The sequence below is a fragment of the Dickeya parazeae Ech586 genome (assembly GCF_000025065.1).
In the GTDB taxonomy this organism is placed as follows: Bacteria; Pseudomonadota; Gammaproteobacteria; order Enterobacterales; family Enterobacteriaceae; genus Dickeya; species Dickeya zeae.
The window spans coordinates 3,998,861-4,011,784 of record NC_013592.1 but is presented as its reverse complement, the minus strand read 5'-3'; the positions used below and the strand labels follow the sequence as shown (position 1 = coordinate 4,011,784).

Annotated in this window: 7 protein-coding genes; 6 read left to right on the top strand and 1 reads right to left on the bottom strand. The window is 54.9% G+C overall.

Annotated elements, in window-relative coordinates; all coding sequences use genetic code 11:
• The first annotated feature begins 112 nt into the window (after window positions 1–112).
• The 4 genes from aceE (at window position 113) to DD586_RS17425 (ending at window position 7,675) form a co-directional block, all read left to right on the top strand.
• On the top strand, window positions 113–2,776 hold the full coding sequence (aceE, locus tag DD586_RS17440; RefSeq protein WP_012886140.1) for a pyruvate dehydrogenase (acetyl-transferring), homodimeric type: 2,664 nt from the start codon (window positions 113–115) through the stop codon (window positions 2,774–2,776).
• A gap of 13 nt (window positions 2,777–2,789) precedes the next feature.
• Complete coding sequence (gene aceF, locus DD586_RS17435) at window positions 2,790–4,676, top strand: pyruvate dehydrogenase complex dihydrolipoyllysine-residue acetyltransferase (RefSeq protein ID WP_012886139.1); 1,887 nt, start codon at window positions 2,790–2,792, stop codon at window positions 4,674–4,676.
• 215 nt (window positions 4,677–4,891) lie between these two features.
• A complete protein-coding gene (gene lpdA, locus DD586_RS17430; RefSeq protein WP_012886138.1) occupies window positions 4,892–6,316 on the top strand; it encodes a dihydrolipoyl dehydrogenase in 1,425 nt (474 codons plus the stop codon).
• A gap of 186 nt (window positions 6,317–6,502) precedes the next feature.
• Complete coding sequence (locus tag DD586_RS17425; RefSeq protein ID WP_012886137.1) at window positions 6,503–7,675, top strand: dienelactone hydrolase family protein; 1,173 nt, start codon at window positions 6,503–6,505, stop codon at window positions 7,673–7,675.
• Between the two features lie 62 nt (window positions 7,676–7,737).
• Here the strand turns inward: DD586_RS17425 and DD586_RS17420 are convergent, their stop codons facing one another.
• On the bottom strand, window positions 7,738–9,069 hold the full coding sequence (locus tag DD586_RS17420; protein ID WP_012886136.1) for an MmgE/PrpD family protein: 1,332 nt from the start codon (window positions 9,067–9,069) through the stop codon (window positions 7,738–7,740).
• A 489-nt stretch (window positions 9,070–9,558) separates the two neighbouring features.
• On the opposite strand from DD586_RS17420, the gene acnB reads away from it, so the two are divergent.
• On the top strand, window positions 9,559–12,156 hold the full coding sequence (acnB, locus tag DD586_RS17415; protein WP_012886135.1) for a bifunctional aconitate hydratase 2/2-methylisocitrate dehydratase: 2,598 nt from the start codon (window positions 9,559–9,561) through the stop codon (window positions 12,154–12,156).
• 100 nt (window positions 12,157–12,256) lie between these two features.
• Window positions 12,257–12,619, top strand: coding sequence for a protein YacL (gene yacL / locus DD586_RS17410; RefSeq protein ID WP_012886134.1), 363 nt, complete (start codon window positions 12,257–12,259; stop codon window positions 12,617–12,619).
• Window positions 12,620–12,924 lie beyond the last annotated feature (305 nt).

Here is a 12,924-nt window from a genome sequence, read left to right as displayed (position 1 = left end):
TGCGGCAACAAGACGAAGGGCCTGTCTTCCTGTGCTTTCTCCAACAGGAACAGAGTACAAGAAGACAGGCTCCAGACAAATCAACTGATTAGAAACAGATAAGGAATACACCATGTCAGAACGTTTGAACAATGACGTGGATCCGATCGAAACGCGTGACTGGCTGCAGGCGATCGAATCGGTTATCCGTGAAGAAGGTGTTGAGCGCGCTCAGTTCCTGATTGATCAGGTATTGACTGAAGCACGTAAAGGTGGGGTGAAAGTGGCTGCGGGCAGTGCTGGCAGTCACTACATCAACACCATCGCGGCAGAAGATGAACCCGCGTATCCGGGGAACCTTGATCTGGAGCGTCGTATCCGTTCCGCAATCCGCTGGAATGCGGTGATGACGGTACTGCGCGCATCTAAGAAAGATCTGGAGCTGGGCGGTCATATGGCGTCTTTCCAGTCTTCCGCTACCTTCTATGAAGTGTGCTTCAACCACTTCTTCCGTGCTCGTAACGCACAAGACGGCGGTGATCTGGTGTTCTTCCAGGGGCATATCTCCCCAGGGGTTTATGCGCGCGCCTTCCTGGAAGGCCGTTTGACTGAAGATCAGATGAACAACTTCCGTCAGGAAGTTCACGGTAATGGCCTGTCTTCCTACCCGCATCCGAAACTGATGCCGGAATTCTGGCAGTTCCCGACCGTGTCAATGGGCCTGGGCCCGATTAACGCTATCTATCAGGCCAAATTCCTGAAGTATCTGAATAACCGCGGTCTTAAAGATACCACCAAACAAACCGTATATGCCTTCCTGGGCGACGGTGAAATGGATGAGCCGGAATCTAAAGGTGCGATTACTATCGCGACCCGTGAGAAGCTGGACAACCTGGTGTTTGTCATCAACTGTAACCTGCAGCGTCTGGACGGCCCGGTCACCGGTAACGGCAAGATCATCAACGAGCTGGAAGGCATCTTCGGTGGTGCTGGCTGGGAAGTGATCAAGGTTATCTGGGGCGGTCGTTGGGACGAACTGCTGCGTAAAGACACCAGCGGTAAGCTGATCCAACTGATGAACGAAACCGTTGACGGCGATTACCAGACCTTCAAATCCAAAAACGGTGCCTACGTGCGTGAGCACTTCTTCGGTAAATACCCGGAAACCGCTGCACTGGTCAAAGACTGGAGCGATGATGATATCTGGGCACTTAACCGTGGTGGTCACGATCCGAAGAAAGTTTACGCTGCACTGAAAAAAGCACAGGAAACCAAAGGCAAGCCGGTGGTTATTCTGGCTCATACCATCAAAGGTTATGGTATGGGTGATGCGGCTGAAGGCAAGAACATTGCTCACCAGGTCAAGAAAATCAACATGGACGGCGTGCGTTATTTCCGCGACCGTTTCAATGTGCCGGTTGCTGACGCTGATGTTGAAAAACTGCCGTTCATTACCTTCGACAAAAACTCCGAAGAGTATAAATACCTGCACGAACGTCGTCAGGCGCTGGAAGGCTACCTGCCGTCCCGTCAGCCGAGATTTGATGAGAAGCTGGACCTGCCGACGCTGGAAGACTTCAGCTCTCTGCTGGAAGAGCAGACCAAAGAAATCTCCACCACCATCGCCTTTGTGCGTGCACTGAATGTGATGCTGAAGAACAAGTCTATCAAAGACAGACTGGTTCCGATCATCGCCGACGAAGCGCGTACCTTCGGTATGGAAGGTCTGTTCCGTCAGATCGGTATTTACAGCCCGAATGGTCAGCAGTACACCCCGCAGGACCGCGAACTGGTCGCTTACTATAAAGAAGATCAGAAAGGTCAGATCCTGCAGGAAGGGATCAACGAACTGGGTGCAGGCTCCTCCTGGCTGGCGGCGGCAACGTCTTACAGCACCAATAACCTGCCGATGATCCCGTTTTATATTTACTACTCCATGTTCGGGTTCCAGCGTATCGGCGACCTGTGCTGGGCGGCTGGCGACCAGCAGGCACGTGGCTTCCTGATCGGCGGTACATCCGGTCGTACCACACTGAACGGCGAAGGTTTGCAGCATGAAGATGGTCACAGCCACATCCAGGCACTGACCATTCCGAACTGTATTTCCTACGACCCGGCGTTCGCTTATGAAGTGGCGGTCATCATGCATGACGGTCTGGTTCGTATGTATGGCGACGCGCAGGAAAACATTTACTACTACATCACCACACTGAACGAAAACTACCACATGCCGGCGATGCCGCAGGGCGCCGAAGAAGGCATCCGCAAAGGTATCTACAAGCTGGAAACCGTGGCAGGCAGCAAAGGCAAAGTTCAGTTGCTGGGTTCCGGTTCTATCCTGCGTCATGTACGCGAAGCCGCACAGATTCTGGCGAAGGATTACGGCATCGGTTCTGATGTGTACAGCGTTACCTCCTTCACTGAACTGGCCCGTGACGGTCAGGACTGCGAACGCTGGAATATGCTGCACCCGACCGAAGCGCCGCGCGTACCGTACATCGCTCAGGTGATGAACGACGCACCGGCAGTCGCGTCTACCGACTACATGAAACTGTTTGCCGAGCAGGTACGTACCTACGTTCCGGCCAGCGATTATCGCGTACTGGGCACCGATGGTTTCGGCCGTTCCGACAGCCGTGAAAACCTGCGTCACCACTTTGAAGTGGACGCTTCCTACGTGGTTGTTGCTGCTCTGGGCGAACTGGCTAAACGCGGTGAAGTTGAAAAATCTGTTGTGGCTGAAGCCATCAAGAAATTCGACATCAACCCTGAAAAAGTTAACCCGCGCGTAGCATAAGAGGGAAAGAGTAATGGCTATCGAAATCAAGGTACCGGATATCGGTGCAGATGAAGTTGAAGTCACCGAAGTGCTGGTCAAAGTGGGTGACAAAGTGGAAGCCGAGCAGTCGCTGATCACCGTTGAAGGTGACAAGGCTTCGATGGAAGTCCCCTCTCCGCAGGCGGGTGTAGTTAAAGAGATTAAAGTGGCGGTGGGTGACAAAGTCGAGACCGGCAAACTGATCATGGTCTTCGAAGCAGAAGGTGCGGCGGCTGCCGCACCGGCTCCGGCTGCTGCTGCGCCAGCACCGGCTGCGGCACCTGCCGCTGCCAGCGCGGTGAAAGAAGTTGAAGTACCGGATATCGGCGGCGACGAAGTTGAAGTGACCGAAGTGATGGTGAAAGTCGGCGACACCGTAGCGGCAGAGCAGTCGCTGATTACGGTGGAAGGTGATAAAGCCTCTATGGAAGTCCCGGCGCCGTTCGCGGGTACAGTAAAAGAAATTCGCATCAAGACCGGTGACAAGGTGAAAACTGGCTCACTGATCATGGTGTTTGAGGTGGCGGGTGCAGCGCCTGCTGCTGCTCCGGCTCCTGCCGCGAGTGCACCTGCTGTCGCGCCAGCGGTGAGCGGTGGTGCTAAAGACGTCAACGTGCCGGATATCGGTGGCGATGAAGTCGAAGTGACGGAAGTATTGGTCAAAGTCGGTGATAAAGTGACGGCTGAACAGTCGCTGATCACTGTGGAAGGCGACAAAGCGTCAATGGAAGTCCCGGCACCGTTTGCCGGTACCGTGAAGGAAATCAAGGTTAGCACCGGTAGCAAGGTGAAAACCGGGTCGCTTATCATGGTCTTCGAAGTAGAAGGCGCAGCACCGGCTGCGGCTCCTGTAGCGGCAGCACCGGCTCCGGCCGCGAGTGCACCAGCACCTGCGGCAGCGGCACCAGCTGCGGCGAAAGCCGATAGCAAAGGTGAGTTTGCTGAAAACGACGCCTACATCCATGCCACACCGGTCATTCGCCGTCTGGCGCGTGAGTTCGGCGTCAACCTGGCGAAAGTAAAAGGTACTGGCCGTAAAGGTCGTATCCTGCGCGAAGACGTACAGGCTTACGTGAAAGACGCCGTGAAACGCGCTGAGTCTGCTCCGGCAGCGGGCGCGACCGGCGGTTCTCTGCCGGGTCTGTTGCCGTGGCCGAAAGTTGATTTCAGCAAGTTTGGTGAAATTGAAGAAGTGGAACTGGGTCGTATCCAGAAAATCTCTGGTGCTAACCTGAGCCGTAACTGGGTGATGATCCCGCATGTTACGCACTTCGATAAAACTGATATCACCGATCTGGAAGCGTTCCGCAAACAGCAGAACGTGGAAGCTGAGAAGCGTAAACTGGATGTGAAGATCACGCCGGTCGTGTTCATCATGAAAGCGGTTGCCGCTGCGCTTGAGCAGATGCCTCGCTTCAACAGTTCGCTGTCTGAAGACGGCCAACGCCTGACGCTGAAGAAATACATCAACATCGGTGTTGCGGTAGATACGCCGAATGGTCTGGTGGTTCCGGTATTCAAAGATGTGAATAAGAAAGGCATCGTTGAACTGTCTCGCGAACTGATGACCATCTCTAAGAAAGCCCGTGACGGTAAGCTGACCGCAGGCGAAATGCAGGGTGGGTGCTTTACCATCTCCAGCATCGGCGGCCTCGGCACAACGCATTTCGCGCCGATCGTCAACGCGCCGGAAGTGGCTATTCTGGGTGTGTCTAAGTCCGCCATGGAACCGGTCTGGAATGGTAAAGAGTTTGTTCCGCGTCTGATGATGCCGATCTCTCTGTCCTTCGACCACCGTGTCATTGACGGTGCTGATGGTGCACGCTTCATTACCATCATCAACAACACCTTGTCCGACATTCGCCGTCTGGTGATGTAATCAAAAAAGCCGGCCTGACGGCCGGCTTTTTTCTGATAAGCTGTTATTGGTTACAGCTATCAGTGATTAAGGACAAATCGTTAGTCGCTCGTTGTTTCAAAATTGTTAATGATTTTGTAAACTAGCGCGGCAAAGACACGTCCCGGTGGAAGAGGGCGTTAAGACTCAACAATAATGACGTCACAGACCCGCCGGAAATTCATTAAGAGGTCATGATGAGTACTGAAATTAAAGCTCAGGTGGTGGTACTTGGCGCGGGCCCTGCAGGTTATTCCGCAGCGTTCCGTTGTGCAGATTTGGGTCTGGACACCGTGCTGGTCGAGCGCTATTCCACGCTGGGCGGCGTATGTCTGAATGTAGGCTGTATCCCCTCCAAAGCACTGCTGCATGTAGCGAAAGTTATCGAAGAAGCCAAAGCGCTGGCTGAGCACGGTATCGTGTTTGGCGAACCGCAGACGGATATCAATAAAATTCGCACCTGGAAAGAAAAGGTTATTACTCAACTGACTGGCGGTCTGGCTGGTATGGCGAAGGGCCGTAAAGTCAAAGTCGTCAACGGTTTTGGTAAATTTACCGGTCCGAACACCCTGGTGGTTGAAGGGGAAAACGGCAGCACCACGGTAAACTTCGACAACGCGATTATCGCTGCCGGTTCCCGTCCGATTCAGTTGCCATTCATTCCGCATGAAGACCCGCGTGTATGGGACTCTACCGATGCGCTGGAACTGAAAACCGTTCCCGGCCGTCTGCTGGTCATGGGCGGCGGTATCATCGGTCTGGAAATGGGTACCGTGTACCACGCGCTGGGTTCACAGATCGACGTAGTGGAAATGTTCGATCAGGTGATCCCGGCTGCGGATAAAGACGTCGTTAAAGTCTTCACCAAACGTATCAGCAAGAAATTCAACCTGATGCTGGAAACCAAGGTGACGGCGGTAGAAGCCAAAGAAGACGGTATCTACGTGTCGATGGAAGGCAAGAACGGCCCGGCAGAACCGCAGCGTTATGACGCGGTGCTGGTGGCTATCGGTCGTGTACCGAACGGTAAACTGCTGGATGCTGGTCAGGCTGGTGTTGAAGTTGACGACCGTGGTTTCATCCGCGTTGACAAACAAATGCGTACCAACGTACCGCACATCTACGCTATCGGCGATATCGTCGGTCAGCCGATGCTGGCGCACAAAGGCGTGCATGAAGGTCACGTCGCGGCTGAAGTCATTTCCGGTAAGAAACACTACTTCGATCCGAAAGTGATCCCGTCTATCGCGTACACTGAGCCGGAAGTGGCATGGGTTGGCCTGACCGAGAAAGAAGCGAAAGAAAAAGGCATCAGCTACGAAACCGCCGTGTTCCCGTGGGCCGCATCGGGTCGTGCGATTGCCTCCGACTGCGCTGACGGTATGACCAAACTGATTTTCGACAAAGAAACACACCGTGTGATCGGTGGTGCGATTGTCGGTACCAACGGTGGTGAACTGCTGGGTGAAATCGGTCTGGCTATCGAGATGGGATGTGATGCAGAAGATATCGCACTGACTATCCACGCTCACCCGACGCTGCATGAATCCGTAGGTCTGGCGGCTGAAGTCTTTGAAGGTAGCATCACCGACCTGCCGAACCCGAAAGCCAAGAAGAAATAATTCGTTTCCCCGCAACCGTGGTTGTGGGGAACAAACGTCTTGTCTGTTCAATGCGAATCCGGCACCTGTTGCCGGATTTTTTTTACCTTCCTCCCAGAATTCTGATCTGCTCCTGTCAGCGGTATCTGCTTCATTTACAATCAACTCCACCGAAAAGAAACGATGTTTTATTTTTGGAGGATAACAATGAAAATAGGCAGATTACGGCGTACCCTCGGTATTTTGATGTGCTGTCTGGCGAGTGCCCCGCTTATGGCAAACGATCATTCCTATACAACGACGTCGGTAACGGATGACGCCTTGCCCACGTTCTACCCGCAGCTCAAGCAGCAACTGACCTACCCGGATTCCTGGCTGGCCGGGCATGATGTGCATTTCAACCAATGGCGAGAGCATGCCCGGCAGCTAGTACGATCACTGCTGCTCACGCCTGATTCTCATCGCGCTTTCGAGCCACAGGTGGTGGACCGTCAGGACCGCGATACCTATGTGGCCGAGAAAGTGGCGTTTAATCTCACCGATGAAAGCCGGGTGGCGGGATTGTTACTGACGCCAAAAACCCCGGGGCCACATCCGGCGGTGCTGCTGCTGCATGATCACGGTGCGAAATTCGATATTGGTAAGGAGAAAATGATCCGCCCGTGGGGGGATGACGCGCGCATCGCTTCTGCAAAGGCGTGGGCTGATCGTTACTTTACCGGCCGCTTTGTCGGTGACGAACTGGCCAAACGGGGTTATGTGGTGCTGGCGGTAGATGCGCTGGGGTGGGGGGACCGTGGGCCGCTAAAATACGAACAGCAGCAGGCGCTTGCCAGTAATTTTTTTAATCTGGGGCGATCGCTGGCGGGGGATATGGCCTACGAAGATACGCGATCGCTGGATTTTCTGGCGTCATTGCGCTCGGTTGACCCGAAATGCGTGGGGGTCGTCGGGTTTTCCATGGGGGCTTACCGTGCCTGGCAACTGGCCGCCTTGTCAGATAAAGCGGCGGCGACAGCGGCTGTTGCCTGGATGGGAACCTATGACGGTTTAATGGTGCCGGGCAACAATGTGCTGCGCGGCCAGTCTTCTTTCTATATGTTGCATCCGGGGTTACCTGCTCATCTTGATTTCCCTGATGTTGCCAGTATCGCGGCACCGCGTCCGATGCTGTTTTTCAACGGCGGCAAAGATAACTTGTTCCCACAACAGGCGGTGCAAGCGGCGTATGAGCGCATGCATCAGGTGTGGCAGTCGCAACACGCTGATGACCGGCTGGAAACCCGCATCTGGCCTGAGTTAGGACACGTGTTCTATCAGGAGCAACAAGAAGCGGTGTTCCAATGGCTGGATCGCTGGCTGGCATCTGCGCCGCGCTGAGTACAGTGAACCAACCCGGCGGGCTGTCAGGTCAATACAGCGGGAAGGCATCCCGCTGTCGGTTATGACAGTAGCCGAACCAGCTCGGCCAGTGCATCGGGTGTGCGTAACTGGCTGTGGCTGAGCGCCTCGTCAGCCGTCAGCCACGGCAGCAGGGTGAGTGTCTGGCGTAGCTTGGCGGTGACATCCGTTTTTACCGCAGCGGTTTGCTGCCAGGTGACTCTGGCATGAAAACATGACCCATCGTTCATCTGCATACTGACGTCATGGAAGCGGGCATCGGGGTTTTGCTCGTCCGGCGGTGCGCTCAGGTCTGCCTGACGTGACACTTTGCTTGCCAGTTCGGCAATACGCGGGTCGACCGGGCCTTCGGTAAAACGCTCCAGTCGCAACTGGCCTTCCAGCAGCGCAGCGGCAATCACGTACTCCAGGCTGAAGCGGCCTTCGACGCCGGTGGTGGCCCGCCGGATAAACGGCGCTGCGTCGCCACCCGGTGGGAATTGTACTGTGATGCTTTGAATGGCGTCGGGCAGGTCGTCAGGTGAATGTCCATCCTGCATGACCCACTGTTCCCGCAGGATAAATGCCGCTTCTGCCGCACTGTGGGTACCGCCGCAGGTGGGGTAACGCTTAAAGGTCAGCCCAGGTGACACCAGTCGCCAGGGCGCACCCCAGTGGGCGGTCAACGCGTCATCGTGATGCTTGCCGTCACCGTGGGCTGCGAGAAACGCTTCCAGCACGGTATCGTGGTTGCCGTGGAATCCCGCCAGTGCCAGTTGCGTGGCACTTAACCCGGCACGCGCGGCCAGCCCGGCATGCAGCGGCTTCATGGCAGAGCCAAACTGCGCACGCAGCCCGGCAGCTTGCGATGCCGCCAGTCCCAGCGCATTGGCGGTTTGATCTGACGTGGCACCCATCAGGCGACAGCTTGCCGCCGCGGCCGCAATGGCCCCCAGCGTTGCCGTATTATGGTAACCCTGGCTGTAGTGGCGTGGCCCTGCCGCCAGCCCCAGCCGTCCGGCAGCTTCTACACCGATAGCATAAGCGACAAGAAAATGCGTCTGCGTGAATGTTGGGTGTTCGCCAGCCAGAGCCAGCAAAGCGGGTAGGATAACCGTGCTGGGATGACCACGAAACCCAGAGTGAAAATCGTCAAAATCCAGCGCATGACCTGCATAACCCAGCAGCAAGCTTCTGCTCTGGCTATCGTTGCCGGGGTAGACCGATTTTAACGGCGCAAGCCCGCTGTCAGCGACCGCACCCTGCCAAACCGGCAGGGCGCAGGCGAGAAAATCCATGACGCCTTCGCGGGCGAGATCGATAACGGTGCTATCCGGTTCTGTGGTGACGATCAGGTGCGCCAACCGGGCGGTAATACGGGAATGGGCTGACATGGCGATATCTGTGCTGTGACGTAAATGTAAAGAAAGACAATGCCGCGAATGACGTGAGAAGCATAGCAATTTTTTCTGCTTTTAACGGCGATAATCTGTCATATCGGGGTGGTGACAGTGGGTTTGGCATTCGGCGGCAGTGGCGAATATTCTTTTTATTATCCTTATCGTTTCTATGGGCTAAGCGGTGGTTGATTTTGCCGCCAACTGCTATGCTGGCCTCAAGGCAGGAGGCTTGGCTTATGTCGTTTAACGCCCCCATCCTTGAGAAAACAGTACAGCTATAAAATATAAAAGCAGTACAGCTATAAAAGTGGCACAGGCATAAATGTTGCCTTAATGTAAACGAATTAACAAACGGTTCAAACTCTGATATGTTGGACAGGCTGGACCGGGCACTCTGACCTTACCTATCCAAACGCTGATAATCAGCCTAAAGCTGGAACTGAGCGCCGGGCATAATTAGACAATGAGAGCGAGGAGAACGTCGTGCTAGAAGATTATCGCAAGCACGTAGCCGAGCGGGCTGCACAAGGGATCGTCCCCAAACCGCTAGAGGCTTCGCAAATGGCGGCACTGGTGGAATTGCTTAAAAATCCCCCCGCCGGAGAAGAAGAGTTTTTAGTCGACCTGTTAGTCAATCGTGTTCCGCCGGGTGTTGATGAGGCGGCCTACGTCAAAGCCGGTTTCCTGGCTGCCATCACCAAAGGTGAGACGGTTTCTCCCCTGATCACCCCGGAAAAAGCCACTGAGCTGCTGGGTACCATGCAAGGCGGCTACAATATTCACCCGCTGATCGATGCGTTGGATAACCCCGCCCTGGCACCGGTTGCCGCCAAAGCCTTATCCCACACCCTGCTGATGTTCGATAATTTCTACGACGTGGAAGAAAAAGCCAAAGCTGGCAACGCCCACGCGCAGCAGGTTGTCAAATCCTGGGCTGAGGCCGAGTGGTTCCTGTCCCGTCCGCAGTTGGCGGAAAAAATTACCGTGACGGTATTCAAGGTAACTGGCGAAACCAATACCGATGATTTGTCTCCTGCGCAGGACGCCTGGTCACGCCCGGATATCCCGCTGCATGCGCTGGCCATGTTGAAAAACGCCCGTGATGGCATCGAGCCGGATCAGCCGGGTGCGGTCGGCCCAATCAAGCAAATCGAAGCACTGAACAATAAAGGCTTCCCGTTGGCGTATGTCGGTGACGTAGTCGGTACCGGTTCTTCCCGTAAATCCGCCACCAACTCGGTGCTGTGGTTCATGGGTGACGATATCCCGAACGTGCCGAACAAGCGTAGCGGTGGCGTGGTGCTGGGTGGCAAGATTGCGCCGATTTTCTTCAACACTATGGAAGATGCTGGGGCACTGCCGATTGAGGTTGACGTCACCAAGCTGAACATGGGTGATGTGATTGATGTTTATCCGTACAAGGGTGAAATCCGTCATCACGATAGCAATGAACTGCTGGCCAGCTTTGAACTGAAAACCGATGTGCTGCTGGACGAAGTCCGTGCGGGTGGTCGTATTCCGCTGATCATTGGTCGCGGTCTGACCAGCAAGGCGCGTGAATCGCTTGGTTTGCCGCACAGCGACGTATTCCGTCATGCTAAAGATGTGGCGGCGAGCAGCCGTGGCTTCTCGCTGGCGCAGAAGATGGTTGGCCGTGCCTGCGGTGTAGCCGGTATTCGTCCGGGCGCTTACTGCGAACCGAAGATGACCTCGGTGGGCTCTCAGGATACGACCGGGCCGATGACCCGTGACGAACTGAAAGACCTGGCTTGTCTGGGCTTCTCGGCTGATCTGGTGATGCAGTCTTTCTGTCACACGGCGGCCTATCCGAAGCCGGTTGACGTGAATACTCACCACACCCTGCCGGACTTCATCATGAACCGTGGCGGCGTGTCGCTGCGCCCGGGTGATGGTGTTATCCACTCCTGGTTAAACCGCATGCTGTTGCCGGATACCGTCGGCACCGGCGGTGACTCCCACACCCGTTTCCCGATTGGTATCTCATTCCCGGCAGGCTCTGGTCTGGTGGCGTTTGCCGCCGCGACCGGTGTGATGCCGCTGGATATGCCGGAATCAGTGCTGGTGCGTTTCAAAGGTCAGATGCAGCCGGGGATTACCCTGCGTGATCTGGTCCATGCGATCCCGTATTACGCTATCCAGCAGGGGCTGCTGACCGTTGAGAAGAAAGGCAAGAAAAACATCTTCTCCGGTCGCATTCTGGAAATCGAAGGGTTGCCGGATCTGAAAGTCGAGCAGGCATTCGAACTGACTGATGCCTCGGCAGAGCGCTCGGCAGCGGGCTGTACCATTAAGCTCAATAAAGAGCCGATCATCGAGTACCTGAACTCCAACATCGTTCTGCTCAAGTGGATGATTGCCGAAGGTTATGGTGATCGCCGCACGCTGGAACGCCGTATTCAGGGCATGGAAAAATGGCTGGCGGATCCGCAGTTGCTGGAAGCCGATGCCGATGCAGAATATGCCGCGGTTATCGATATCGATCTGAACGAGATCAAAGAGCCGATCCTGTGCGCACCGAACGATCCGGATGATGCACGTCTGCTTTCCACCGTGCAGGGCGACAAAATCGATGAAGTGTTCATCGGTTCTTGTATGACCAACATCGGTCACTTCCGTGCTGCCGGTAAGTTGCTGGATCAGAACAAAGGGTCATTGCCGACCCGTCTGTGGGTGGCTCCGCCGACCCGTATGGACGCCGCACAGTTGACCGAGGAAGGCTATTACAGCGTCTTCGGTAAGAGTGGGGCTCGTGTCGAAATCCCCGGCTGTTCACTGTGCATGGGTAACCAGGCGCGTGTGGCAGACGGTTCGACGGTGGTGTCGACCTCTACCCGTAACTTCCCGAACCGTCTGGGCACGGGTGCCAATGTCTATCTGGCCTCGGCAGAGCTGGCGGCGATAGCGGCGCTGCTGGGTCGTATTCCGACACCGGATGAGTACCAGCAGTATATGGCGCAGGTGGACAAAACCGCGGACGACACTTACCGTTATCTGAATTTTGACCAGTTGCAGCAGTACACCAACAAAGCGGATAAGGTGATCTTCCAGACCGCCGTATAAACCGCTATAGTTCATTGTAATAACAGGAAGGGAGGCCGAAAGGTCTCCCTTTTTTTACTGTTGTGGCACGCGATAGCGAATCAGGCAGAGGAGAACGATCATGGACTATGAGTTTTTGCATGATGTCACCGGGCAGGTGATGGTCCGGATGTCGATGGGCCATGAAGCAGTGGGGCACTGGCTAAATGAAGAGGTTAAAGGTCAGCAGGCCGTGTTGGATGAAGTAGAGGCAGCGGTGCGTGAACTGTCCGGCAGCGAGCGCCAGTGGGAACGTGCCGGTCATGAATACACGCTGCTGCTGGACAGTGAAGAGGTGATGGTGCGCGCTAATCAACTGGCGTTTGAAACCGACGAGCTGGAAGAGGGAATGAGTTATTACGACGAAGAAAGCCTGTCGCTCTGCGGTCTGGAGGACTTTCTGGAACTGTTGGAAAAATACCGGGCGTTCGTCGATAAAGGATGATGTAGATAAAGGATGATGTAGACAACGAATGATGCTGCGGCAAAGGATGGCGTATTGTGCGCCATACCAAACGCATTCGGGGGCAGGGAGGCGGTATCTCTTGCAACCTGAAAATATGACGGATATATAGCAATTGTCTCCAATTGTATTAATAGCGTGAGCCGATGCTTTTCCCTATCGATTATGATGCCAGTTTGACTTAGTATGAAATACAGATACGGCAGTCACTAAAACAGACAGTAAAAACTTATCCAGACAGGCTATTTTATTTGCCATTTTGGCGTTGGACAGCGTTCGGAATCTGC

What these genes read in the sequence shown, in the direction of transcription:
- lpdA (WP_012886138.1), top strand. Translation starts at nt 4,892, where the DNA reads ATGAGTACTGAAATTAAAGCTCAGGTGGTGGTACTTGGCGCGGGCCCT.
- DD586_RS17425 (WP_012886137.1), top strand. Translation starts at nt 6,503, where the DNA reads ATGAAAATAGGCAGATTACGGCGTACCCTCGGTATTTTGATGTGCTGT.
- DD586_RS17420 (WP_012886136.1), bottom strand. Translation starts at nt 9,069, where the DNA reads ATGTCAGCCCATTCCCGTATTACCGCCCGGTTGGCGCACCTGATCGTC.
- yacL (WP_012886134.1), top strand. Translation starts at nt 12,257, where the DNA reads ATGGACTATGAGTTTTTGCATGATGTCACCGGGCAGGTGATGGTCCGG.
- aceF (WP_012886139.1), top strand. Translation starts at nt 2,790, where the DNA reads ATGGCTATCGAAATCAAGGTACCGGATATCGGTGCAGATGAAGTTGAA.
- aceE (WP_012886140.1), top strand. Translation starts at nt 113, where the DNA reads ATGTCAGAACGTTTGAACAATGACGTGGATCCGATCGAAACGCGTGAC.